The 25,295-nt window shown below is 38.6% G+C and carries 27 protein-coding genes and 1 pseudogene; 8 read left to right on the forward strand and 20 right to left on the reverse strand.

Going from position 1 to position 25,295, the window contains the following annotated elements; all coding sequences use genetic code 11:
* Positions 1-13: 13 nt before the first annotated feature.
* The 12 genes and pseudogenes from glyS to CORI_RS06020 form a co-directional block, all read right to left on the reverse strand.
* Positions 14-2,041: a glycine--tRNA ligase subunit beta gene (glyS, locus tag CORI_RS05970; RefSeq protein ID WP_173031212.1), complete on the reverse strand. Its 2,028-nt coding sequence runs from the start codon at positions 2,039-2,041 to the stop codon at positions 14-16.
* 12 nt (positions 2,042-2,053) lie between these two features.
* Positions 2,054-2,182, reverse strand: a complete 129-nt coding sequence (locus CORI_RS10790) for a hypothetical protein (RefSeq protein ID WP_301952194.1) — start codon at positions 2,180-2,182, stop codon at positions 2,054-2,056.
* Positions 2,182-3,525: an endonuclease/exonuclease/phosphatase family protein gene (locus CORI_RS05975; RefSeq protein WP_173031213.1), complete on the reverse strand. Its 1,344-nt coding sequence runs from the start codon at positions 3,523-3,525 to the stop codon at positions 2,182-2,184. The genes CORI_RS10790 and CORI_RS05975 overlap by 1 nt, the downstream gene beginning before the upstream one ends.
* Positions 3,522-4,001 (reverse strand): tRNA (cytidine(34)-2'-O)-methyltransferase, encoded by a 480-nt coding sequence (locus tag CORI_RS05980; protein WP_173031214.1) that lies wholly within the window; start codon positions 3,999-4,001, stop codon positions 3,522-3,524. Before CORI_RS05980 ends, CORI_RS05975 begins: the two co-directional genes overlap by 4 nt.
* Positions 4,001-4,834 carry a formyltetrahydrofolate deformylase gene (purU, locus tag CORI_RS05985; RefSeq protein ID WP_173031215.1) on the reverse strand — a complete coding sequence of 278 codons (834 nt, stop codon included), beginning with the start codon at positions 4,832-4,834 and terminating at the stop codon, positions 4,001-4,003. Before purU ends, CORI_RS05980 begins: the two co-directional genes overlap by 1 nt.
* Positions 4,835-4,912: 78 nt before the next feature.
* On the reverse strand, positions 4,913-6,067 hold the full coding sequence (locus tag CORI_RS05990; protein WP_173031216.1) for a CCA tRNA nucleotidyltransferase: 1,155 nt from the start codon (positions 6,065-6,067) through the stop codon (positions 4,913-4,915).
* Positions 6,030-6,197 (reverse strand): annotated as a pseudogene (locus CORI_RS10860) (GlcNAc transferase); the annotation flags it as partial. The pseudogene CORI_RS10860 and the gene CORI_RS05990, both read right to left, overlap by 38 nt.
* Positions 6,198-6,334: 137 nt before the next feature.
* Entirely contained in the window at positions 6,335-6,580 is a 246-nt protein-coding gene (locus CORI_RS06000) for a hypothetical protein (protein ID WP_169943074.1), read from the reverse strand.
* Positions 6,580-7,647, reverse strand: coding sequence for a 3-isopropylmalate dehydrogenase (leuB, locus tag CORI_RS06005; protein ID WP_173031218.1), 1,068 nt, complete (start codon positions 7,645-7,647; stop codon positions 6,580-6,582). The genes CORI_RS06000 and leuB overlap by 1 nt, the downstream gene beginning before the upstream one ends.
* Positions 7,647-8,138, reverse strand: coding sequence for a 3-isopropylmalate dehydratase small subunit (locus CORI_RS06010; protein WP_173031219.1), 492 nt, complete (start codon positions 8,136-8,138; stop codon positions 7,647-7,649). Before CORI_RS06010 ends, leuB begins: the two co-directional genes overlap by 1 nt.
* 147 nt (positions 8,139-8,285) lie before the next feature.
* Positions 8,286-8,462 carry a DUF2892 domain-containing protein gene (locus tag CORI_RS06015; protein WP_169943071.1) on the reverse strand — a complete coding sequence of 59 codons (177 nt, stop codon included), beginning with the start codon at positions 8,460-8,462 and terminating at the stop codon, positions 8,286-8,288.
* 131 nt (positions 8,463-8,593) lie between these two features.
* The gene (locus tag CORI_RS06020) at positions 8,594-9,241 is read right to left on the reverse strand and encodes a Crp/Fnr family transcriptional regulator (protein ID WP_173031220.1); all 648 of its coding nucleotides are present in this window, start codon (positions 9,239-9,241) and stop codon (positions 8,594-8,596) included.
* Between the two features lie 145 nt (positions 9,242-9,386).
* Between CORI_RS06020 and CORI_RS06025 the strand changes: the two genes are divergently transcribed.
* Together CORI_RS06025 and CORI_RS10720 are read left to right on the forward strand one after the other, a co-directional pair.
* Positions 9,387-10,103: an SLAC1 anion channel family protein gene (locus CORI_RS06025; RefSeq protein WP_254064893.1), complete on the forward strand. Its 717-nt coding sequence runs from the start codon at positions 9,387-9,389 to the stop codon at positions 10,101-10,103.
* A 33-nt stretch (positions 10,104-10,136) separates the two neighbouring features.
* Positions 10,137-10,295, forward strand: coding sequence for a hypothetical protein (locus CORI_RS10720; protein ID WP_254064894.1), 159 nt, complete (start codon positions 10,137-10,139; stop codon positions 10,293-10,295).
* On the opposite strand, the gene CORI_RS06030 is transcribed toward CORI_RS10720, so the two are convergent.
* The 6 genes from CORI_RS06030 to CORI_RS06055 all read right to left on the reverse strand — a co-directional run bounded on the left by CORI_RS06030 (position 10,292) and on the right by CORI_RS06055 (position 15,171).
* Entirely contained in the window at positions 10,292-10,888 is a 597-nt protein-coding gene (locus tag CORI_RS06030; RefSeq protein WP_173031221.1) for a LysE family translocator, read from the reverse strand. The genes CORI_RS10720 and CORI_RS06030 overlap by 4 nt on opposite strands.
* A 105-nt stretch (positions 10,889-10,993) precedes the next feature.
* On the reverse strand, positions 10,994-12,040 hold the full coding sequence (locus tag CORI_RS06035) for a type II asparaginase (protein WP_172197757.1): 1,047 nt from the start codon (positions 12,038-12,040) through the stop codon (positions 10,994-10,996).
* A 131-nt stretch (positions 12,041-12,171) separates the two neighbouring features.
* The gene (locus CORI_RS06040) at positions 12,172-12,525 is read right to left on the reverse strand and encodes a branched-chain amino acid transporter permease (protein WP_173031222.1); all 354 of its coding nucleotides are present in this window, start codon (positions 12,523-12,525) and stop codon (positions 12,172-12,174) included.
* The gene (locus tag CORI_RS06045) at positions 12,522-13,184 is read right to left on the reverse strand and encodes an AzlC family ABC transporter permease (RefSeq protein ID WP_173031223.1); all 663 of its coding nucleotides are present in this window, start codon (positions 13,182-13,184) and stop codon (positions 12,522-12,524) included. The genes CORI_RS06040 and CORI_RS06045 overlap by 4 nt, the downstream gene beginning before the upstream one ends.
* Before the next feature lie 148 nt (positions 13,185-13,332).
* Entirely contained in the window at positions 13,333-14,121 is a 789-nt protein-coding gene (flgG, locus tag CORI_RS06050; protein ID WP_172197748.1) for a flagellar basal-body rod protein FlgG, read from the reverse strand.
* 237 nt (positions 14,122-14,358) lie between these two features.
* Positions 14,359-15,171 (reverse strand): flagellar hook-basal body protein, encoded by an 813-nt coding sequence (locus CORI_RS06055; RefSeq protein ID WP_173031224.1) that lies wholly within the window; start codon positions 15,169-15,171, stop codon positions 14,359-14,361.
* A 138-nt stretch (positions 15,172-15,309) separates the two neighbouring features.
* Between CORI_RS06055 and rpoD the strand changes: the two genes are divergently transcribed.
* Together rpoD and CORI_RS06065 are read left to right on the forward strand one after the other, a co-directional pair.
* Positions 15,310-17,166 carry an RNA polymerase sigma factor RpoD gene (gene rpoD / locus CORI_RS06060; protein ID WP_173031225.1) on the forward strand — a complete coding sequence of 619 codons (1,857 nt, stop codon included), beginning with the start codon at positions 15,310-15,312 and terminating at the stop codon, positions 17,164-17,166.
* Between the two features lie 342 nt (positions 17,167-17,508).
* On the forward strand, positions 17,509-18,216 hold the full coding sequence (locus CORI_RS06065) for a hypothetical protein (protein WP_173031226.1): 708 nt from the start codon (positions 17,509-17,511) through the stop codon (positions 18,214-18,216).
* Between the two features lie 174 nt (positions 18,217-18,390).
* Here the strand turns inward: CORI_RS06065 and CORI_RS06070 are convergent, their stop codons facing one another.
* Entirely contained in the window at positions 18,391-20,484 is a 2,094-nt protein-coding gene (locus CORI_RS06070; RefSeq protein WP_173031227.1) for a TonB-dependent siderophore receptor, read from the reverse strand.
* A 382-nt stretch (positions 20,485-20,866) separates the two neighbouring features.
* Here CORI_RS06070 and CORI_RS06075 point away from each other — a divergent pair, with 382 nt between their 5' ends.
* The 4 genes from CORI_RS06075 (at position 20,867) to CORI_RS06090 (ending at position 24,367) form a co-directional block, all read left to right on the forward strand.
* Positions 20,867-21,904, forward strand: coding sequence for an ABC transporter substrate-binding protein (locus tag CORI_RS06075; RefSeq protein WP_173031228.1), 1,038 nt, complete (start codon positions 20,867-20,869; stop codon positions 21,902-21,904).
* Positions 21,901-22,881, forward strand: a complete 981-nt coding sequence (locus CORI_RS06080) for an iron ABC transporter permease (protein ID WP_173031229.1) — start codon at positions 21,901-21,903, stop codon at positions 22,879-22,881. The genes CORI_RS06075 and CORI_RS06080 overlap by 4 nt, the downstream gene beginning before the upstream one ends.
* A 20-nt stretch (positions 22,882-22,901) precedes the next feature.
* A complete protein-coding gene (locus CORI_RS06085; RefSeq protein WP_254064980.1) occupies positions 22,902-23,645 on the forward strand; it encodes an ABC transporter ATP-binding protein in 744 nt (247 codons plus the stop codon).
* A 125-nt stretch (positions 23,646-23,770) separates the two neighbouring features.
* A complete protein-coding gene (locus CORI_RS06090) occupies positions 23,771-24,367 on the forward strand; it encodes a hypothetical protein (protein WP_173031230.1) in 597 nt (198 codons plus the stop codon).
* 17 nt (positions 24,368-24,384) lie between these two features.
* Here the strand turns inward: CORI_RS06090 and ppk2 are convergent, their stop codons facing one another.
* Positions 24,385-25,200, reverse strand: a complete 816-nt coding sequence (gene ppk2 / locus CORI_RS06095) for a polyphosphate kinase 2 (RefSeq protein ID WP_173031231.1) — start codon at positions 25,198-25,200, stop codon at positions 24,385-24,387.
* Positions 25,201-25,295: the final 95 nt, after the last annotated feature.

Raw genomic sequence — 25,295 nt, forward strand, 5'->3', positions numbered from 1 at the left:
CCGCCAAATTTTATCAAAGACTTATCTCTTTTATGTCCGCGATTTTTAAAAATTCCTTGTAAATTTGTCCGATTAGGGCGATACGATTCTTGCGAATTTGCTCATTATCAACGTTTATCATAACCTTATCAAAGAAGCCGTCAATCACGCACTTTAATCCAAACAGACTTTGCAAGCGCTCCTTATAAGGCTCATCTTTGCTTATAGCCTCTTTAAATTTCGCTTGAAGCTCTTTTTCGGCATCGCTTTCAAACAAGGCTTCATTAACCAAGCCTATCTCTTCGTCTTTAATGATATTTGCAAGGCGTTTAAAGGTGCTGAAATTCTCTCTAAAATCACTCGCCGCACTAATTTCACTAAGCGCATTTATGGCTTCACACTGAGCTAATATATCCTTTTTCTCGCTTGCTATACAAGCTTTGATGATGGAAGGATTGACGTCAAAAAATGTATAAAGCCTATCAAATATAAAATTTTCAAGCGTTTTTAGATCAAATTTAGCATAATTTGGCGCAAGCGAGCTAAGAATTTCGCTCACGTTAAATTTAAGCCCTTCATTTAGCACAATCCTTATAATGCCGTTTGCGGCGCGGCGCAAAGCGTATGGATCTTTATTCCCGCTTGGAATTTTGCCTACGCTAAATAGCCCCATGAGCGTATCGATCTTTGCGCTTATCGCAACAACCGAACCAAATACACCGCTTGGACACCGGCTATTTTCACCACTTGGCAGATATTGCTCGGATATCGCCAAACTTACCGCCCCACTCTCGCCCTTGGCCCTTGCGTAGTATCCGCCCATCACGCCTTGCAGCTCAGGAAATTCATAAACCATCTGCGTTGTCAAATCAGCCTTGCTAAGCATTACCGCTCTTTCAAGCAAAGCTTCATAATTCTCGCCCACCTCGGTCTTTAACCTAACCGCATAAATTTTAGCCAGCTCATGAGCCGCCTTAAGCTCTCTTAACTCTTTATCGTAAGTGCTTCCAAGCTCTTTTAGATATGTTATGTTTTTAAGCTTTTCAGGGCTAAAATCAGCCGCCAAATCGCTTTGCCAAAAGAACATAGCATCGCTTAGTCTTGCGCGAAGCACTTTTTCGTTACCTCTTATAATAAGCGCATAGTCATCGCATATCGCGTTACTTACAACTACAAAATGATTGCTTAGTTTGCCGTTTTTAAATACCGGGAAATAGCGTTGGTTTTCTTTCATGGAAGTAATGATAACCTCGCTTGGCACTTCTAAAAATTTTGCGTCAAACCCGCCAAGCAAAGCGGTCGGAAATTCAGTAATCGCCACAACCTCATCAAGCAAAGCCTCATCTATCTCTATGCTAAAGCCGCTTTCTTGCTCTACACTCTTAAACTGAGCGAGAATTTTCTGCCTGCGAGCTTCTTGATCTAAAATCACGCCTATCTTATCCATGCTATCAAAGTATTCGCGAGCGTTTTTTACACTAAATTTCTCATAGCTAACGCTTCTGTGCTGATAGATGCTATTTGATGACGCCACGTCAAATTTATTAAACTCAACAACTTCACCGTCAAGCAGACAAAGAAACGATCTAATCGGACGGATAAACTCGAATTTGCCTTCTCCCCAGCGCATTGATTTGCCAAAATTTAGGCTTAGTAAAAATTTCTCTATCATATCACCAAGTAGCTCTTTACTAGGTCTTCCTTCAACCGGCTTTTTATGATACAAAACTTCTTTGCCGTTTATCATCTCAAATTTCAGCTCACCAATATCTATACCGCACTTTTTAGCAAAGCTAAGCGCAGCAGGCGTAAATTCGCCATCTTTCATCGCGACTTGCTTTGGAGCGCCTATAAATTCGGCAAATCCATCAGGCTGCTTAATCGCAAATTCAGGATGATAAAAGACAATCCTTCTAGGTGTGTAATAAAACTCACACTCGCTTTTTAGGCTATTTTCAGCCAGCACCTCTTGCCATTTGGTCTTGATATTTCCCGCCTCTTTCAAAAACGGAATCGCCGGCAACTCTTCAACGCCGATTTCAATTAAAAGCTCTTTTTTCATAACTCACTCTCTTTAAATTTCATCTTTTTTATTAAGTTTTCTTTTTTCATTTTTATCTCTCACCTGCACGACAAATCCGCGCACCAAAAACACCATAAAAAGCACAAAAGCAACCAGTATCAAGCCATCAAGCAACGCCATCACTCGACCACCAACTGAATTTCGCCTTTATAAACCCCCACGCGCACGGCTTTAAATTCCGCATTTTTTGTATCGGCCAATTTGCCTTTAGGGCTATAAACCCTAACGCTTCCGTAAGGCGTGATGAGTCTGCCTTTTTTTATCTCGCCTGAAATGCTTTCTATCACGTCTCCGGCTCTGGCTTCATTTAGCCTGCTAGCGCTTAGCATTTGCGTTTTGACATCGGCAAGCTTATCGTGCATTTTAACCACTCTCATGGAATTTACCTCAAGAGCGCCTTTAAATTCGCCGATACTATTTACGACCACGTCCATTACGCTTCCGAGCAAATAGCTATTATCAGGGTCATATACGTAAATTCCGCGTCTGTTTTGCGATATGATAAAGCCTTTTTTATCCTTGTATATGACGCAAACTTTCTCAAGCTCATAAGGTGCTTTGCTTGGGTTGTTAAAAAGAGTATCGATACTTGCTTTAGTAAATTCATTTGCCTTTTTGCCAATGCTAATTTTAAATCTAAGCGGAAAATGATCGGAATTTAGTCCCGCAATCTTTTCGCCGAATTTTGGCTTTGAATTGGCAAAATTTAGAGGTTTTATGACTTCAAAACTGCCATAAACATACTCTATACCTCTTTTATCAAACATACTTTTTGACATCACGACGTGATCAATTGGGCTTAAATTTATATGCGAATATCTTTCATCTTTTGGCAAAAACTCCCACAAATCGCTCATCTGCCTGCTAATCAGTATATCGTTTAGCAAAGATTTCTCTCCGTATGGAGTGTTAAAATCACCCAGCAAAATAGCGTTTTTATCCTCTTGTATAGCGTTTTTGAGCGTTCTAAAGGCTGCTTGTCTGCTTTTAAGCGAGTTTTTTTGCGCAGGCATATGATTTACATATACGCTAAAAACCTCGCCGTCAAGCTCAAAATCAACCATTACGATATCTCTTGTTTTTACGTTTGGCACTTTGAAAATTTGAGTTTTAAGCGGCTTTATTTTTGACAAAAGCCCAAGCCCTATAGGCGCTCTTTTATCCTTTGAAAAGGCAAAATATTTATACCCCGTCTGCCTCATAAGCTCTTTTAAAATTTCTTCATTTTCTATCTCTTGAAGCGCTATTATATCGGCATCAAGTCTTTTTATATCCTCTTTGATACGGTCAAATTTAGCGTTTGCCTCTTTTAAATTCCATGCCGATTTACCGATCACAAAGTCTTTATACTCGCTTCCGTCGTTTTTAGCGTCAAAGAGATTTTCGACATTGTAAGTCGCTATGCTAAGCTCGCTAGCCAAAGCAAAAGCGGTAGCAACTAAAAAAAGTAAGAATTTTTTCAAATAGTGTTCCTTAAATCAAATTTATCTATATTTTGGCGTATTGCTTCGTATGTGATAATTCCTGCGCTCGTGGCCAAATTTAAGCTTCTTCCGAGCTTTCCCATAGGAATAGTTATAGCGTTGGCGAAATTTCTTTGCATAAGCTGCATAGGAAGCCCCGTACTCTCACCTCCAAAAAATATAAAATCTCCTTCTTTAAATTCAACGTCAAAATAAAATCTATCCGTCTTTGTCGTAGCGTAAAAAAACCTATCTTCAAATTTTGCATTTGCGTGCAAAAACTCATCCAAGCTCTCCCAAACGCTAAGCTTTAAATCCTTCCAGTAATCAAGTCCCGCTCGTCTAACGGCTTTTTCGCTTAGATCAAACACGGTTGGCTTAATGATGTGCAAATTCAAATTCGCATTGACGCACATTCTACCTATGGAGCCTGTGTTTTGAGGAATTTGCGGACTTACAAGAACGATGTTAAACATTAAAAGACTATAACCTTATTTTTATGCACGAAAAGTCTATCTTCCAAGGCAAGATCAAGTGCTGCCGAAAGCACGTTTTTCTCGCAACTTCTGCCTGCTTTTTGCATCTGTTGCCAGCTCATTTCGTGATTTACGCTAATAACGTCTTGAGCGATTATCGGACCCTCATCAAGATCGTCATTTACAAAATGCGCCGTAGCACCGATGATCTTAACTCCTCTTTCATAAGCTTGCTTATAAGGATTTGCGCCGATAAATGCGGGCAGGAACGAATGATGTATGTTGATAATTTGCTTTGGATAACGCTTAACGAAATTCGGCGATAAAATTCTCATATATTTTGCCAAAACAGCATAATCAAATTTATACTTACCCATAGTCTCAAGCACCAATTCTTCGTGCTTATCGCGCTCTATACCGTCTGCGTTGATATAGTGAAACGGGATATCAAATCTGCTTACAAGCTCTTTTAAATTTTCGCGATTTGCGATGACCGCAAGGATATTTGCATTTAGCTCGCCGCTATCGAATTTTATAAGTAGATCGCCGATACAATGCGCTTCCTTAGTCGCTAAGATAATGATATTTTTCTTAGTAGCCTCGATGCACTCTATGATAGCACCCTTTGGTAAAAACGCCTCAAGCGTGCCAACAAATTCGGCAGTCTTAACCTCGCCTGCAAGCGAAGCCCGCATGAAAAATCTATTGCTGTCATAATCGACAAATTCGTTATTAGTTTCGATATTAAGGTGGTATTTAAAAACCACATCGCAAATTCTATAAATCAAGCCCTTTTCGTCTTGACACTCAATTTTAAGTATGTATTTTTTCATCTAACCTCTTTTAAATAAGCTCTGATTTTAGCTAAATTGCGCTTTTATATCTATTAAATGGAGGTTTATTTTAAAAATTTAGCGAGCAAAATCTTTTAAAAATTCATCTATGGCTAGCCTTTGGCGCCTTAAAATTTCAGCTGCGATCTGCTCGTTTTTAAAGCCCTCTTTTATAACGGCTGCAGAGTCTATTTTGGTGTCAAATTTCTTATCATATATGCCAAATTTCTTGGCTCTTTTTACAAGACTAGCCGAATTTAGCCCGAGCCACTCTTTAAGTGGCATTTTAAGAGAAATTTCCAAAAGCTCCTTATCGCTTACCCTACGGCTAAAAAACGGCTGAGTAAAGCAAGCCTTAAAGCTATTTGGCAAATTTAGCTCCTTTAAAATTTGCTCTTTTAACTCAAACATACCTGCAAGCAGATACAAAAACTCACGCTCGTCTTTTTGAAATTTGATAGTGCTTGCTAGCTTTTTGATAAATTTATCAGCCTGATTGCGGCTTAAATTTAATCCAAAAAGAGCTTTAAAAAGCCCAAGCCTATATAGATATCTAGCTCCCACATCTTGAAATTTGGCTCTAAAAAGCTTCATTAGCTCAGCTGATATCCTATCCTTGCTAAGATCGTCTATGCTAAGAGTTTTCATTAGTTTTAATGTCTTTGGTGCAACCATAAAATTTAGCCTAGCGCTAAACTGCACAGCCCTTAAAACTCTAAGACTATCTTCGCAAAATTTCTCATCATCAATATGCCTTAAAACTCCCTTTTTAAGATCGCTCATCCCGCCGTTAAAGTCTAAAATTTCGCCGCTAAAGATGTTTATCATTATGGAGTTTATAGTAAAATCCCTGCGCTTTGAAGCCTGCTTTTCGTCATTACAGTAACTTACTTCAAACGCCTTATGACCATCGCCTACTTTACTTTCGGTGCGAGGCAAGGATAGATCAAAATTTTCAAATTTATAGACAAAGTAGCTTTTCCCAACTCCACTTGCACCGTTTTCATTCATCAAAGCATCAAATTTGGCAGGTTCAATATCATAAATTTCTATATCAAAGTCTGTTTTTTCGGGTTTAAATTTCGCTTTTAAGCCGGTAGCTCTAAGCTCGCCAAGAAGTATATCGCGCACAACTCCGCCTACCAGATATGCGCGATTGGTATGAGGCGAGAGTATATCTCGCACTCTATTTAGTTCATTTAGTTTGGAGATTTTCGAGCCTATTTTCGACATTTGCAAGCACAAATTCCAAAAATTTTAGCGTAAGTTCAAGTCTGTCTTCTAAATTTTCCCTGCCGGTTGCGTTTAGTCCTTCAAAAAGCACTAAAATTCGCTCTTTGAGATTGCGTAAAAATATCTCTTCGCCGTTTATCTCGCCGTTAATTTTACTCTCTTCTATGATTATAGGTTGCCCTGCAGGCTCTTTTAGCCCATGCTCTTTAGCGTTTTCAAGCTCTGCGGCAACCTCGTCGATAGCCATTTTTGCAATATCTTCAAGTTTCATATCTTAATCAGCCACCTTTTAAATTCATTTATCTCTTCGCTTGTTTTCATGTTTATAAAAAAATCCCGCATCTGTTCATTTACGCTCTTATCGCGTTTTCTAAGACCGCTAAGACGCTTAATGGCGTTTAGGGCGTCCTTATTATCAGGGCTTGCTTTAAGAATGTTTCTATAAACCAAAAGCGCATCATCTTTAAGCCCTTGGGCCTCATATATCAAAGCTTCGGTTATCGTATTTTTCATCATGCGTCTATAAAATCAACTATAATTCCGCCCATTTCGCTTGTAGAGCAGACCTCTTTAGCGCCAAATTCGGCTATATCTTTTGTCCTATAGCCCTCTGCAAGTGCTTTTTGCACGGCATTTTCTATGTCTTTTGCAGCCTCTTCTTCGCCAAATGAATATCTAAGCAACATTGCGGCGCTTAATATCGTAGCGATAGGATTTGCTATGCCCTGTCCTGCGATATCGGGAGCCGATCCGTGGATAGGCTCGTAAATGCCTACCTTGCCGCCTATGCTCGCACTTGGAAGCAATCCTATCGAGCCTACTACCATGCTTGCCTCATCGCTTAATATATCACCGAATAAATTTTCAGTAAGTATCACGTCAAATTGGCGCGGGTTTCTTACCATCTGCATAGCCGCGTTATCCACATACATAAAATCAAGCTTCACCTCAGGATAGCTCTTGGCAACTTCGGCAACCGTTTCCCGCCAAAGCTGACTGGTCTCAAGGACGTTTGCCTTATCAACCATACAGACGTGTTTCTTGCGACTCATCGCCGCTTCAAAGGCAACCTTTGCTATGCGCTCAATTTCAGGCTTTGTATATATCATGGTGTTAAAAGCGCTACCGTCTTTCTTCTCACGAGGCTGTCCAAAGTAAATTCCTCCAGTTAGCTCGCGAACTACTATAAAATCCACATTTTGAAGCACGCTTGGCTTAAGAGTGCTGGCATCCACAAGCTCGTCAAATACAAATGCAGGACGCAAATTTGCGTAAGCACCAAGTTCTTTTCTAAGCTTTAAAAGTCCGCTTTCAGGGCGCAAATGGCGAGGCATATTATCCCATTTATCTCCGCCTATCGCTCCAAAAAGTACCGCATCGCTATTTAGCGCACCTTGCAGTGTAACATCGGGAAGTGGCTCTTTAAAAACATCAATCGCGGCTCCGCCCATTAAGAAAAACTCGTAATTAAGCTCAAATCCGTGCTTTGCACTAACCACATCAAGAACCCTTACAGCCTCATCTACTATCTCAGGACCGATCCCGTCGCCTTTAATTACCGCAATATTATATCTCTTCATTATTTTCCTTGTAAATTTTTCTTCGCATATTCGATAAGTCCGCCACTTTTTAAAAGCTCTTGCATAAATTCAGGTATCGGGCTGAATTTATACTCTTTTTTAGTGCTTAAATTTACTATCACGCCGCTATCAACGTCGATTTTAAGCTCATCGCTCTCGTTTATCTCGTCAGTCTCGCTTATCTCTAGTATCAAAAGACCCGTATTAAAGCTATTTCTATAAAAAATTCTCGCATAAGATTTTGCTACTATAGCTCCTATGCCTGCTGCCTTAAGAGCCAAAGGAGCATGCTCTCTACTGCTTCCGCAACCGAAATTTTCGCCCGCTACTATAATGTCGCCGTTTGAAATTTTAGAGCTAAATTTAGGATCGGCATCTTCCATTATGTGCTTTGCAAGTTCATTTTCGTCAGAGGTGTTTAGATAGCGTGCGGCGATAATGATATCGGTATCTATATTGTCGCCAAATTTCCAAACTTTACCTTGTTTCATATCAAACCTTATCGTTAAATTTTGTTTGATTTTAACAAAATAAAGCTAAATAATTCATCAAATATAATTAAGAATACCGAATAAAAGAGCTTTAAAAGCAATCTAAAAATCGCCTTTAAAGCCTTTAATAAGAAAGGATAAGCAAATTTATCTTTTTATGGAGCACTTGCCCATAAAATAGCATGCCGGGCAAAATCCCGTAAGCCCTACAATGATAGGCACAAGCCCTATCAAAGCCCAATAGCTTTTAAAAAAATACCATATCAAAGCCATCAACAAAATTCCAAAAATCACTCTTATAGCTCTGCTTTTCGTGCTTAGCATTTTATGTCCTTTGTTTTAGTTTATTAGAATGATAGCTAAAAACAAATTTTTTATCTGTAACATTATCACTTAATTTTAATCCATAAAAAAACATAAAGCGTATAAAGATAAATTTGCCTTTAAAAACAAATTTAAAGAGTGCTATCAAGCAGATAAATTTTGCCTCTTTTTTGAGATATCGCTCCGCTTTTTTCCATCTCTTTTAATATCCTTGAAACGGCTTCACGCGCGCTTCCAAGGTGATTTGCAAGCTCTTCGTGAGTGATGGTTATTTCGCCGTTTTTAGAATTTTCCATTAAAAAATTTTTAACCCTACTTACAAGAGGCGCAAAGAGCGCTTGCTCCATAACGCTTATGGCAGCGGCAAACCTAGCAGAAATCAGACTAAGAGCATGATTTAGCACGCTTGCGTAGCTATTTTTAATATCTTTAAAAATTTGAATCGGTATAAGTATCGCCTCGACGTCTTCTTGTATGCTAAGCGTTATCTCGGTATCAAAAGAACTCATGGTGCAAGATGAACAAATAACGCAATTATCGCCGCTTTCAAGCTTAAATATCGTTATCTCCTTGAGATTTTGAGAGGTTATAAACGCCCTTAAAACACCGCTTTTTACTATGATGTAACCGCAGTTTTCATCTTTGCTATATATCAAAGCTCCCTTTTTAAGTCTCTTTGCAACTGCGCTTTCATAAATTTTCTTAGCATCTGCCGGAGAAATTTCAAACCTATCTATAAACTCTTTATCTAAAATTTTCTTATCTTCTTTGCTTAGCATAACAATCCTTTGTGACAACGTCACTGAGAAATAGAGCCATTATAGGTAATATTGCATAAAGATAAATTAAAAGGATTTTTATGAGCGAATTTCAAAATAAAAATGGCGCAACGAGCAAGATAAAGAACTTTCCTATTATGTTTTTTTGCCGTTATTATGGGGGCTTGGAGGGCTAAGTCTTGCTTATGAGAAGCTAAATTTGGTCTTTAGCCTATCAAATTTCGTATTTGAAATTTTAAGATCTCTAACAAGTTTGGTTTTTATCCTTATCACCACTATTTATCTGATTAAATTTATAAAATTTAACGAGCAGGTTAGAGAGGAATTTGCCCATCCCATCAAGATAAATTTCTTTGCGGCATTTAGTATTTCGCTATTTTTGCTATCTGCGATGTGGCGTGAATTTGATCTTTTGCATCAAATTTTATTTTATTTTGCACTCGCGATTCAAAGCTTTTTAACGCTTTACGTGGTTTCGTTCTGGATAAATAAAAACATGCTAATATCTCACTCAAATCCCGCTTGGTTCATCCCGATAGTCGGCAACCTCGTAGTAGTTATCGCAAGCAAAGAAAATGGCTTGTTTTTGTGGTATTACTTTAGCGTGGGAATGTTTTTTTGGGTGGTTTTATTTACTATCGTTTTTTATCGCATTATCTTTCACGATCAGCTCGCACAGAAATTTATCCCTACTCTTTTTATACTCATAGCTCCGCCTGCGGTAGGATTTTTAGGCTACTTGAAACTTACGGGCAATTTCGATACGATAGCTCAAATTTTATTAAATTTAACGCTATTTTTCGTGCTTCTTATACTTTTTATGTTTCGCAATTTCACAAAGCTAAAATTTTTCCTGTCATAGTGGGCATTTACCTTCCCTACCGCAGCTTCCAGTATGGCGTTTTTAAGAGCATACGAGCTAAGCGGCGAGCTGTTTTTTGCGATTTTAAGCGTGATTTTATTTATCTTGCTTGTCTTTTTCATATGCCTAGTAGGCTATTTTACGATAAGAGCGATTATTAAAAATGAAATTTGCGTGATCGAACAGCCCTAGATGCTAAGCATCCAAACACCTACTATACACATCAAAGAAGCGGTTGCTATCTCAAGTGCGCGCAGATGGTTTATAAGTAATTTTTTAAGCATGCTTCCGCCAAGAGCGTAGATGTTTAGGCAAATAAACTCGATGAGAACCAGCAGAAACAAAAGCAAATAAGCCTCTATACCAAAAGGATCGTTCTGGTTTAAAAAGGGCGGTAAAATAGCAGCTAAAAATATCCAAGCCTTCGGGTTTGATATGCTTACTACAAGCCCTTTAATAAATAGCTTTTTATGGTTTTTATCGTTTTTTACGCTTTTAACACTTAGTTTGCCGCGACTAAAAAAGAGCATAACGCCAAGATAGATGATATAAAGCGCACTGCAAAATTTTAAAATTCTAAATGCCGCTTCAAATTTAAGAAGCAAAGCTCCTGCACCAAATATACAAATAGAGGCTATAAATCCTACCGAAAAGAGCTGTCCAAGTAGCATAGCAAAAGAGCGCTTATAGCCTATGCTCATGCTAAGCCCCAAGATAAAAGTCATATTTATGCCCGGCATTAAGCTTATAGGAAAAAATATGGCGATAAAAAGAAGATAGTTCAAGCAAAATGCCTTAATTTAAAAAATTAATTTTGATTTTTAAAAGAAAAAGGATAAATTTAAGATAAAAATTTAATAGGCGACACTGAATTTGCCGCCTATTAAAACTTAATGAGTAAGGAAAAATTCTTGAATTTTTGCTTTATCGTTAGTTGTCGCAAGACCTAGCATAAGTAGCACACGAGCCTTTTGAACGTTTAGATTATCGCTTGTTACGAATCCGTATTTAGTGTCGTCAACTTCGCCGTTCATAGTAGTCTCGCCTGTGCCTACACGAGAGTCTCTAACCACGACTAAGCCGCCTTTTACCGCTTCACCTAGAGCCTCAAGAGCACTTGGGAATGGATTTCCGTTGCCCATGCCGGCATTAATTATACCTTTTGCACCCATTTTAACTGCGGTATTTACAAAATCAGGATTGTCGTTTGAGTGGCTATAAATGATATCTACGCGTGGAAGTTCTTTTATCTTAGCGATATCAAAAGCGCTATTTACGGTATGCTTTCTAGCAGGAGTCATATAGTATTTTACGTTTCCGTAAAAGACGGTTCCGATTCTACCCGTATTTGGCGACTTAAAGGTATCAACGCTTGTCGTATTCATCTTAGTAACCTCTCTAGCGGCGTGAATTTCATCATTCATCACTACAACCACACCTTTACCTACGCTATCTTTGCTCATAGCTACATTTACGGCGTTAAACAAATTCAAAGGACCGTCTGCGCTTAGCGATGTTGAGTTTCTCATAGCGCCAACCATAACTATAGGCTTATCGCTCTTAACGACTAAATTTAAAAAGTACGCAGTCTCTTCCATGGTATCTGTTCCGTGAGTGATAACCACTCCGTCTGCTTTACCGCTTGATAGCAGCTCATTTACTCTATTTGCAAGCTTTAGCCAAACCTCGTTATTCATCTCTTGAGAGCCGATATTTGAAATTTGCTCTCCTTTGATCGTTGCGATCTTGTTGATATCAGGCACGGCGGCTATTAGTTTATCAACCGTTACGGTTCCTGAAGTATAGCTTGTATCAAGAGCTCCCGATCCGCTTCCCGCGATCGTTCCGCCTGTTGCTAAAATATAAATCGTAGGCTTTGCTAAAGCCATCGTAGCACTAAAAATCATCACGATAAACACCTTTAACGAAAAACGCATATTAAATCTCCTTTGAAGTTTAAGTTTCAAACTGTCAAGATCTTGTATTTTGAAATTTCAGCTTGAATTATACACTTTAAACTATATAAAGTCAATTAATATTATTTTTTTATTATTTTTTAATTTTTCTACTAAATTCTCAAAAGAAACATATAAATAGCCGTTGAAAAAACTATGCTTAAAAGCGCATTTTTAAATTTAAGATGAATTAATATAGCGCAAACAGCAGAAACGATCTCGCGTCCACCAAAAGGAAATTCTTTAAAATTGGTATCCTTAAGGGCGTAAAAGACCAAAATAACCATTATAAAAAGCCCCATATGTCGCTCAACGCTTAAAAGCCACTTGTTTGGCTTGTCTTTTTTAAATATCCAAAACGGCGTAACTCTGGTTAAAAACGTCGCAACCGTAGCGGTTAGCACAACTAAAGACATAACAAGCGGGCTTGAGTTTAAATTTATGCCTGAAGTTAAGATATCGCTCATTTGATTCTATCTCCTATGACAATAACCGTAAATCCGATGAAAAGCGATAGTAAAAGCATATATGACGGCGGGAAAAATGCGGTTGCAAACACGCCCAGTCCAAGCGAAAAGAAAAGAAGCTTGTAGTTTTTATCATCCTTAAACATCTCGATAGCAAGAACTATAAAAAGCGCCGTTAGACAAAATTCAATCCCGCTATAATCAATCCTAATGCCCTTGCCGACTAAAATTCCAAGCAGAGTGCCCACCGCCCAGTAAGTTTGAGTAAGCAAATTTATAAGCGTGTATGCTTTGTCCTTTTCTTCTTGCGAATTTGTCTTAAGCGTCTTAAATATCGCAAAACTTTCATCGGTTAAGGCAAAGATGTTGTAGTATTTAAACTTAAGCCCCTTAAAGTCCTTTAAAAGGGCGAGCGAATAAAAAGTATGGCGCAAATTTATAACATAACTTGCGATAAAAATTTCAACCAAACCCGTACCCGCACTAAGCATCGAAAGCAAGGCAAATTGCCCTGCTCCGGCATATACTATCAAGTTTAAAGCCATGGTCATAAGAGGAGCTACGCCTATATTTTCCGCAAGCAAGCCAAAGGCTATACCAAGCGGAATAAAACCGAGCATAACGGGAATTGTGATCTTAAAAATGGTATAAAAGCTCAATATTAGCCTTGCGATTTAAAATTTAAGGCGAATATTACTCAAATTTTATTAAATTTTATAGTCCTTTTGAACTCTCGCCAAAATATATCGCATCAAACACCCAAATTCCAAGGATAAGCGCGATTATCAAGATAAGATATATCATGGCTTATCTCTTAAGATTATTTACGATTTGAAGCATATCATCGCTTGTCGTTATCGCCTTTGAATTAGCCTCATACGCACGCTGGCCGGTGATAAGATCGGTCATCTCCTCAACCAGCTGGACGTTACTCATCTCGACAAATCCTTGCTTGATCTGACCAAATCCGTCAAGCCCTGCCGTTCCTACGACCACATCGCCGCTTGAGCCTGTAGGAAGGTAGTTGTTATCGCCCATCGCGTGAAGCCCGCTTGGGTTTATAAAATTTGCAAGCTCTATCTGACCGATCTGCGTCATCTCGACATTACCCGGCTGCAAGACCGAAACCGTGCCGTCCGTGCCTACAGAGATATGTGTAGCATCGGCAGGTATGCTCATCTGCGGGATCAAAGGATATCCGTCTGAATTTACTATCGTGCCTTCGCTATCAAGCTTAAACGCACCGTTTCTGGTATAAGCCGTGGTGCCGTCAGGAAGTTGCACTTGAAAAAATCCATGCCCAGCAATAACCATATCAAGGTTGTTACTTGTTTCTTTAAAGTGTCCTTGCGAGAAAATTTTAGTTATCGCCGTAGGGCGCACGCCAAGACCAACCTCTATGCCTGTAGGGCTTTTTGTCGTAGAGCTGGTCGAAGTGCCTGCATACTCCATAACCTGATACATAAGATCGGCAAATTCGGCTCTGTTTTTCTTATATCCCATCGTATTTACGTTTGAGATATTGTGTGAGGTTACGTCTATTTGGGTCTGCTGCGCTATCATGCCGGTTGCAGCTGAGTAAATCGATCTCATCATGGCTTATCCTTTTAAATTTTTTAAACTTGTAATTAGCAAGTTATGTTCCAAATTCTGTTTTTTATATTAAATTCTGCAAATACTCGCAAATTTTTACAGCAATGTTTTAAACTGCAAAAGCGAAGTATTTTAATATGGATTTAAATGTCGTGCAGTAAAATTTTGGTGCAGATAGGACAAGTAGTCCATCAAGCCAAATTTTGCAACTTCATTTAAATGCGCTTAAAAGACGAGTTTTTAAACCTTAGTTGAAGCCAGCTTGCTGATGGCGTCTTGGTTAAGATCGTCCATATGGCTTCTCATCACTTTTTGATACATATCAACCAATCGGTTTGTCTCGATAAGCCCCACCATCTCGGTTACGGCATTTACGTTTGAAATTTGAGTATAACCCTGAGCAACGGCATCAACATCATCGCCAAGATCTCTTAACTCTTTTAAATTTGGCAAAACGTATAGATTATCACCCTCTTTTGTAAGATTTCTTATCTCTTTTGGCTGAGCCAGATAAAATCTTGCAATCTGCTCATCGTTTGCGTAGATATTTCCATTTTTATCCACACTTAACCTCTCGTCTTGCGGAATTTGTATCCCGTCTGCTCCGCCTTCAAAATAGTTATTTGGAAGCACTTTAAAGCCCTCTTTTGTAACCAAAAATCCCTCATCATCAAGGCTAAAAGCGCCGTTTTTAGTAAGCCTAACTTCGCCTGTTTTGGTTTCAACCAAGAAAAAAATATCCTCGCGCTTTATAGCAAAATCAAGCGTATTGCCGGTAAATTTCATCCCGCTATTGCTAAAATCAACATACTGTTCTGAAATTTGAGGCACTCTATCAATAGTTCTATTTAAAAATTTAGCAGCTTGCTTTGTGTGATTTTCAAGCGGCAAAACATCTCTAAACTCTTGAAAAATTCTCTCAAAATCACCCACAACCACATCGTCACGCTTAAAGCCGATTGTGTTTATGTTTGCAAGGTTATTTGAGATGACATCAAGGCGGTTAAACTGCGTAACCATCGCGCCGGCAGCTTGATAATATCCGTTTTGCATTATAAAATTTCCTAAATTTTAATATCTCAAAAAAGATTAAGCAAGTTGTGTTCCAAACTGTATTTTGGCAAAGATTAAGAAAATCTCGGTATAATACATACCTTTTACTTACAAGACTACGGATAGCAAAGGAAATTAATGAGCAGCGCAAAAAAAGAGACTTTATCCCTCGTTGAAGAGTTATTTAAAGAGAATTCCAAAGGCTACGTAACATACGAAAAACTTATCAAATTTTTTGAAAAGGCGCCTACAAGTGCGATCGCAAAAAAAGTAGAAGCCCTAGCTAAAACACACAAAATCAAACTGATAACCGCAGCTGAAATAGCCAAGATGAAAAACATCGAGGACGCTAAAAAGCGAAAAGAGGAGCGCGAAAAGCTTCAAGATGAGATCTTGGAAGACGAATTTGACCTTGCCAGCGAAAACGATCTGCTTGAGTGGTCACGCTCAGACAGTCCCGTGCGTATGTATCTACGCGAAATGGGGCAAATTTCGCTACTTACAAAAGACGAGGAGGTGGAAATAAGCAAGAAGATCGAGCTTGGCGAGGATATCATCATCGATGCCTTTTGCTCCGTGCCGTATCTGATTGATTTCATACTTGATTATAAAGAGCCTCTTATTAACCGCGAAAGAAGAGTCAAAGAGCTATTTAAGAGCTTTGATGATGAGGATAACGGCGAAAACGAAGAGGAGGAGGAATTTGACGAAGAGGCGGAATTTGAAGAGGAAACCTCAAAGAAACCTTCTAAAAAAGAGGATAAAAGAGCCGAAAAAGTTATAGAGAGCTTCAAAGCGCTTGAAAAGGCTAAAAAAGACTGGATGAAAATGGCCAATAAACAAAGCGACGTTGAGCAAGAAGATGAGCTTTTAGCAAAGCTAACATTAGTCTTTAAAAAGAAAATTCTAAAAGACAAGCTAATGGATCTAGGACCTACAAGCAAGCTTATAAGCGAAATCGTAAAATCAATGGAAACAGCCTTAAAGAGCGACGATGAGTTTGATAGAGAGCTTAAAAGACTTGAGTATAAACTTCCTATGTTTAGCGACGAACTTAAGAAAAATCACAAAAGTATCCTAAAAGACATCATCAAGCTTAGCAAAGAGGATATCATAGCTCGTGTGCCCGAGGCTACGATGGTTTCAACTTATGTCGAGATTAAAAAGCTATTTCAAACAAAAGAGGCTAGCAAGCAGGGATTTAACCTTGATCCTGTGCAGCTAAAAGAAATTTTAGAGCAGATCAAACGAGGTAAGAAAATTTCAGACGAGGCAAAAACAAGAATGGCTAAGTCAAACCTGCGTCTTGTGGTAAGTATCGCCAAGCGCTATACAAATCGTGGCTTGCCGTTCTTGGACCTCATCCAAGAGGGAAACATCGGTCTTATGAAAGCGGTTGATAAATTTGAGTATAAAAAAGGCTATAAATTTTCAACCTACGCCACATGGTGGATACGCCAAGCTATAAGCCGCGCAATAGCCGATCAGGCGCGCACTATACGCATACCTATCCATATGATCGAGACTATAAACAGGATAAACAAGATAAACCGTAAATATCTTCAAGAAGAAGGCAAAGAGCCTGACGTAAGTGTGATCGCCAAAGAGGTTGGGCTAAGCGTAGATAAGGTTAAGCAGGTTATCAAGATCACAAAAGAGCCGATCAGCCTTGAAGCACCAATCGGTAACGAAGAAGACGGTAAATTTGGCGATTTTGTCGAAGATAGAAGCTCGCTAAGCCCTATGGATCATATACTTAAAAACGACCTTAAAGAGCAGATAGATGAGGTTCTTGATCAGCTTAACGAGCGTGAAAAAGCGGTTATCAGAATGAGATTTGGTTTGCTTGAAGATGAAAGCGATCGTACTCTTGAAGAGATCGGCAAAGAGCTAAATGTGACTCGCGAGCGTGTCCGACAGATAGAAAGTTCGGCTATCAAAAAACTAAAACATCCAAAAGTAGGACGCAAACTTAAAAACTACATTGAGGGCTAACAAATTTAGATAGCCCTCACTCGCTTGCCCCGCACGAATTCATAAATCGCTCCAAAATTAATTTTATAAACCTACGCATTTCAATCCAAAAATACCAAAAATGCTAAGAGCAAAAGCCAAATTTATGCCCGCAATCTCTTAGCGTAAAAGAGTTGCAAAATTTATCTGCTTAAATTTTAAAAAGTAATTAAAACAATATCCAAAGCATCGCTTGGCAAGCAAGCAAAGAGAATTTGATAGCACACTTATACCTTGGAAGAACTTTAAAAAATATGCAAAGAAATTTATCTTATTTAAATACGTTTTTATATAAAATCAAAGCTAAATTTACAAAGGATAAAAATGCAAGAATTTAAAACCACGCAAAAAGACGAGCAAGAGATATCTTACATGTTAGCAGGTGCTAGAAAAAATGGTATAATCGCCGCTTTGGTAATGAGCTTTTCATCTTTATTAAACGCTATGTTTTTATTTTTTGCAAATAATCTACCGCAATTAACAACCCAAAAAACAGTCGGTTATAAGCAAATTTTTAGCCTTATCGCAGTGATAATATCAATATATTTTTACTACAAAGCCCTAAAAACGATATCAAATTTAAGCGGTAGTAACGCGCTAAGAAACTATCAAAAATTTATCGCTTCGTGTATATTTATTATCGCGCTTTATACAACCCTATATTTTACGCAGGCTAGCAAAACAACTCTTTATGCAATTTTCGCATTGGTTATTATAGCTACTGTATTTGGGCTTACAATGTGGTTAAAAATTCACTACAATCTTGCCCAAATAACCGAAAATAAAATTTTTAAGATATATGCCACAAGCTCCATCACAGCATTAATACTTACAATTATCGCGAGCATAGGCATCTCAGTATTCATATTTTTTACATATATGCCAAATCCAAACGAAGCTATATTAATGCAACTAAAAGCGCAAACTTATATGAATATCTCCGCCTATGTCACAATGCTTGGGCTAAATTTTATCTTACTATTTGCTTGGATTAAGGTAGAGGAGATAAATTTAATCCCGCTTAAGGCTTAGCGCGGATAGGCTGCAAGCAAGTCGCTTAAAAACAAAGCGATGATTTTAAGCCGGTTTTGCTTAGTAAAGCAAATTCAAATAATAAAATTTGCGCACAAGCGCTTTGGCTTCATAGCTACACGGTATAGCAAGTAGAGTTAGTCAGGCAAGAGCCTAAACTCTCGCCTCGCAAGATTAAAAATTATAGTGAAAATTCATCATAAACGATCTCTTATCACCCAGCCTTGCGTTTGAACGCCAATATTTTTTATCCAAAAGATTGTTTATGGCTAGGGTTATTTGAGCATTTTCATTAAAGTTGTAGCCCGCACTTAGATCCACTCTTGCAAAGCCCGGCAGGTGGTTTTGTTCTACTTTACTACTTGAAACCGTGTAGTTGTAGCGCTTAGAATATCCCGTAACGCCACTTTCCACATACCATTTCTTATCTTCTACGTAGCGAAGAAAGACGTTACCTTGCAGCTTAGTGGTGTTGTTTAAATTTAGCCCTTCGTATAGTTTGTTTGAATTGTCTTCAGTTGTTTTAGCATCCGTATAGCCAAGGGAGCTTCTTAGGTATAAATTCCCATAAATTTGCCCCAGCACGTTTAGTTCTACGCCCCTGCTTCGCTCTTTACCGCGCAAAGCCCAAGTGTATGGGTCGTTGGTGGCATCAGGTTGATAACGTATGTTTTTATGCTCTATTTGAAATACCGCCAAATTTGAGCTAAATCTATTATCCGCCCAGTTGCTCTTTAGTCCGATTTCGTATTGGACGTTGTTTTGAGGCTTTGTGTCAAGTGTTGATATATCGTTTGTGCTTATATTTATATTTCCTCGTCCGCCATAAGGAGCAAAGCTCTGCGAATAAGAAACGTAAGCGGTATGATTATCGGTAAAATCCCACAAAAGACCCACTCTTGGGCTAAACGAATTTCCGTCATAGCTATTTGTTTTGCCGTTTATATCTCTTGTCTTAAATTTATAAAAGTCAAATCTTCCGCCGATCAAAAGTCTGTATTTATCATCAAGACTGATGAGGTCTTCAAAAAACACCCCGTGATTTATAGCCTTGTGTCTATTGTCGGTAGTAAGCTTTTCTAGTCTCGGCGACGCCCAGCTGCTAGAAGGTGCATAAGGATCTACTACTGCGGTATGACTTCTGTTGAACCAAAGCTTTGGCGCTCTTTTTTCAAGGACATGATCGTATCCAAAAGCTATATTGTGCTTAATTCTTTCAAATTCAAGCTCCTTTGTTAGCGTAAGCGAGTTTGAGATGGTGTTGTTATCGGTCTGTTGCTTTGCATAGTTTTGCCTGATCTTGTTGCCGCCTACTATCGTTCCGCCGTAAAAGTGGTCGAAATTTTGACTGGCTTGCCTATAACCAAAGATCCATTTTAGGTTCATATCCTTTGCCAGCTCGGCATTTAATTCCGTGCGAAAGAAATGAAGTCTATCCTCGACGAAATCGCCGCTATGCGCAAAGCCCTTTTTATAATCAAGCCCAAGCTTATCGTATATATCCTTAGTAGGCGTTCTATCAGGAACTCTCCACGCATTGTCAAATGTGTATTGAGCCTCAAAGCTAATATCGCCCTCTTCGTTTGTTACTATAACGCTAGGACTTATCATAAAATTTCTATACTTGATATCATCTCGCCAAGATTTTCCTCGCTCGCCGTCTGCTGTTAGCCTAAAGGCTAGTTTGCTATTTGCAACGTGATTTACGTCAGCTCCCATACCCATTCTATACCAGCTGCCGTATCTGGCGGATATCTTTTGCAAAGGTATGAAATTTGCTTTTTTACTTACCAAATTCACAACCGCTCCGCCGTCGCTTCTTCCGTATAGTATAGAAGCCGGACCTTTTAGAATTTCAACCCTTTCTACGTTTGCGGTGCTTCTTCTTATTTGACCGGAATCCCTTACTCCGTCTCTATAGATATCTCCGCCGTCTACACTAAAGCCTCTTATCCTTATGCTCTCTCCGCGCATATCATATCCAGCGTCAACGCCCGCGTTTCCTTCCAGTATGCTTGAAAGATCGTTAGTGCCGTAGTTGCGGTTTTTTTGTATGTCGATTGTCTCGATAGTTTGCGGGGTCTGTTTATTGCTTAAACCATTTCTATTTAGCTCCGCGCTATCATAAGTAATGTAGCCTTTTAGACTATCTTGCTCTGAAATTCCTTCAACTTCTACACTTGGAAGCACAACCGAATAAGATTCGCCGGCATTGGCTAAAGCCAAAGTAGCCATGATGACGCTTGAAGCAAAAATGCTAATTCTCATTAATTTCCCTTAGATAAAAATAAAATTGATAGTATATATCATTATTTTTTAAAACCTTATTAATTATAAATTAAGTATATGTAAAAGATAAGTTATCTTTTAAGATTTTAAAAATTTGCAAGTATAAACTTATATATTCAAGCTCTTTTTTGATTTGGCAAGCAAATTTAATTCAAATTTATTCAAAAAGTAATACACAAATTTAAACCTCTTGCCTTCAAGCCGTGCGAGTACAAAAAGACAAATTTATAGCTATCTTTATATTGATTTTATATCAAATTTATATAACAAATTTTATAATATATTATTTTATATTTTATATATTATAAATACTAAATTTAAGAATTTAAAAAGTATATTTAAATAATTTCAAGGAGAGAGCATGAGTAAATTTTCAACTCTTATATTAAGTCTTGCGCTTTGCGCTTCATCTTTATTTGCAGACCGTGTCATCACCGATCAACTAGGAAGAGATGTAACCCTTCCCGACGAAGCTAAGCGCATAATCGTGCTTCAGCACCAAAGCCTAAACGTACTTAATCAAATTAATGCTATGGATAAGGTCATTGGCGTGCTTGAAACTTGGGAAAAAACGCTTGGCAAGAACTATGCTCGCCTTGCTCCAAGCCTTAAAGATATGCCAACTCCGGGCGACCTAAAGGTCATAAACTACGAGTCGGTTCTCAAGCTAAAACCCGATGTCGTTATCGTAACCAACTACATCCCAAGCGAATATATCGCAAAAATGGAAGAGCTTAAGATACCAGTTGTTGGCATCAGCTTTTCAAAAAGAGAGGATAAAGAAAAAGATAAGCTAAATCCTACGCTTGAAGACGAAGCCAAAGCTTACACAGAGGGCTACTATGAAGGCGTTGAGATACTTGGCAAAGTGGCAAACCGTGAAAAAGAAGCAGCTGAGCTCATTAAATTTGTAAAAGATCAACAAGCTTTCTTAAAAAGCAAAATGGACAATATAAAGATAGATAAAAAAGTTAGAATTTACATGGCAAATCCCGATCTTACCACCTACGGAAGCGGCAAATACACGGGAGTGCTGTTTGCAAGAGCAGGCGGAGAAAACGTGGCTGCAAAAGATATCAAAGGCTATAAGCAAATTTCAGCTGAAAATTTAATCGCCTATAATCCCGACATGATATTTGTCCAAGAGCGCTATCCGCAAGTTCCAAACGAGCTTAAGTCAAACCCACAGCTTGCAAACGTAACGGCTATCAAGATGAATAAAATTTACATGATGCCTGAATTTGCCAAAGCTTGGGGCTATCCTACCGCAGAAGCTATGGCGCTTGGCGAGGAGTGGCTGGCTATAAGGCTATATCCTGAGCATTTCAAAGGTGTAGATTTTGATAAGAAAGTTGAGGAGTTTTATCAAAAATTCTACCGCACATCATACTCTAAATGATGTTTCCAGCACTCATCATCATCTGGGTTATAACCTGCCTCGTCTCGCTTGGGATGGGGCAGTATCACATCGAATTTAGCGAAGTTTTAAGCATTTTAATAGGTAGTAGCGATAACGAAACGGCTAAAAGCGTCATTTGGAGCATTAGAGTGCCTAGAATTTTGCTTTCAAGCCTTTGTGGAGGAGTTTTAGCGCTTAGCGGGCTTAGCTTGCAAGCTGTTTTTAAAAACCCACTCGTAGGCCCTCATATCGTAGGAGTTAGCACCGCAGCGGCATTTGGCGGAGCGCTTTGCATACTCATAGGCTTTGGCTCGTTTTACATCGTAGGCTTTGCCTTTTTCTTTGGAATTTTAGCTCTTTTGGCGCTATTTTTCCTAGCTAAATTTGTCTCTAAAGCTGACATTTTCTCGCTCATCTTAGCAGGTATCGTCATAAACGGCGTATTTGCCGCACTTACAAGCTTAGTGCAGTATCTTGCCGATAACGAAGAGGTATTACCAAACATCATCTACTGGCTACTTGGAAGCTTCGTAAGCGCAAACTACGATAAGCTCACGCTTTTAGCCGTTATCAGCCTGCCTTGCGCGACACTTTTGATCATGCTTAGATACAGGTTTAACCTGCTTAGCCTAAACGACGACGATCTTAAAGTTTTAGGCGTAAATATCACGCTTCTTCGCTCGTTTATACTGATCCTTTGCACTCTTCTTATCGCCGTGCAGGTAAGTGTAAGCGGAAATATCGGCTGGATCGGGCTTGTCGTGCCTCACATCGCAAGGCTCATATGCGGAAGCGACCACACTCGCTCGATGCCCGCTTGCTTCGTTATAGGAGCTATATTTATGCTGTTTGTAGATGACTTAGCCAGAAGCATAAGCAGCGCGGAAGTGCCTCTTAGCATAATTTCAGCACTGATCGGAAGCCCAGTTTTTGCGATACTCTTAAAAAGGAGCGCGTCAAATGCAAAATCTGCTTGAGATAAAAGATTCTGCTTGAGATAAAAGATGCGGGATTTTACTACGAGGAGCAAAAATTTCTATTTCGCAGGCTAAATTTCGCCCTTGCCAAAGGCGAAACACTAGCGATACTGGGACTAAACGGACAAGGCAAAAGCACGCTTATGTTTTGCATGATGGGAGTTTTAAAGCTCAAAGAGGGCGAAGTAAAAACGCAGGCCAAATTCGCCTTTTTACCGCAAAATTTTAGCGTTGCGTTTGACTATAGCGTGCTTGATATAGTTTTGATGGGGCGGATTCGTGAAATTTCGCTTTTTTCAAAGCCGAGCAAAGAGGATATCAAAATTTGCGAAGATGCACTTTGTAGCTTAGAAATTTCACACCTTAAAAACAAAAGTTTTAACTCCCTTTCAGGCGGACAAAAGCAGCTTGTATTGCTTGCTAGAGCGATTGCAAGCAGAAACGAAGTGATGTTTTTAGATGAGCCCGCAAGCGCACTTGATCTAAAAAACCAAGATAGGGTTTTAACGCTGATTCGTAATTTAAAAAAGCAAAGCAATGCAAGTATCGTCTTTACCACTCATCAGCCAAACCACGCTCTAGCCGTAGCTGACAGCACTCTCATCCTTAAAAACGACCTTAGCTACGTCTTTGGCAAAAGCAGCGAAGTACTAAACGAAGGAAATTTAAGCTCGCTTTATGATGTGGATATAAGAGGAGTTAAATTTGATATAGACAGCAAGCAAATACCAAGTATAACGCAAATTTTTACTACTCAGATATAAAATAATTTAATAAGTATTTAAAGTATGTTTATATAAAATATTGTGATCATCTCACAACTAACACTACTATGAATAAATCTTATATTACAATAAGTAAGTGAGATAAATAAAAATAAAGAGTTGCTATGAAAGAAAATTTGATCAACGAAAAATTAAAAAATAATAGCTCTAAAGAGTTGTTTGAAAAAGCAAAGCAAGAAGGTATATTTGGTAGTTCGTTTTTAGGAGTCGGAATTTTAACAAGCAATGCTCCCATGTATTTTGATAATGGGACTATATCTGCTGCAATGTCAATAATGTCAGCAATTTATCTATACAAAGCTCTTAAAAAATTTGAGCAGATATCAAATGTAAGCGTTCATAAATTTTACAAATTAAGCCTTGTATTTTCAGTTATTTTTTTGATATCTTATATAGCTACTGAATTTTATTCATTATATTTTGCCATTCCTCTAGCGATATCTGCTGTCTGCATGGCTTATGCCTGGTTTATATCTACTCTTAAACTGGCAAACATCACTAGAATTTCAAATTTTAAATTATATTTAATACTTCTAACTATAGATATAATATTTGCATTATATATAAGATTAGCCAAAATAGATAATGAAATACTAATATATACAGAATTTGGACTGCTTGTCATAATTCAAATTATATATATTAGTGCTTGGGTTAAGATAGAAAACATTAAAAGCGAGCAGCCTTTAGCTTGTATTTAAACTAAAGTTATTCTTGTTTAGCCATTCATTTTTGATAAATTTTCATTCTTTAAATTTACCTCCATCAGCCTTATCTCCTCTTCGCCGCTTCTTACGATATCAGAGTCGCATTCAAAATTCTTCACGTCTATCTTCTTTGGATACTCGACATTTGCCAAAATATGCCTAAATATATTTATCCGCGCGTGCTTTTTGCTATCAGATGATACTATCGTCCAAGGACAAGCAGGCGTGTTTGAAGCAAGTAGCATGGAGTATTTGGCGATGGTGTATTGATCCCAGAGTTCTTGGCTCTTAGCATCCACAGGCGAAATTTTAAACTGCTTAAGCGGATCGGTAAGGCGCTCTTTGAAGCGTTTTTTCTGCTCCTCTTTTGAAACCGACAGGTAAAATTTAAAGAAAATTATGCCCGAGTTTTTTATCATCTCTTCAAATTTTGGCACCTCGCGCAAAAATTCCTTGTGCTCTTCTTGAGTACAAAATCCCATCACAGGCTCAACTCCTGCTCTATTGTACCACGAGCGGTCAAATATCACGATCTCTCCGGCGCTTGGGAGGTGCGCCACATACCGCTGAAAGTACCACTGCGAGCGCTCTACGTCGCTTGGCTTTTCGAGTGCTACTATACGACATCCGCGCGGGTTTAGATGCTCAGTTAGGCGCTTTATACTTCCGCCCTTTCCTGCCGCGTCACGCCCCTCAACGATGATAAGCACTCTTAGACCCTGCTCTTTTACGTGGTTTTGAAATTTCAAAAGCTCAATCTGAAGCTTTCTAAGCTCATGCTCGTAATCAAATTTAGCCTTTTTATCCTCTTTTTTATGTTTTGACATGGGCTTTCCTTTTATAAATTTCATATATAAAATGCTACTTTTTAGATTCTTAAATTTAAATTAAGCACTCTATATTCCTGCATATTTAACACTGG

It is taken from the genome of Campylobacter sp. CCUG 57310 (assembly GCF_013201975.1).
Lineage (GTDB): Bacteria > Campylobacterota > Campylobacteria > Campylobacterales > Campylobacteraceae > Campylobacter_A > Campylobacter_A canis.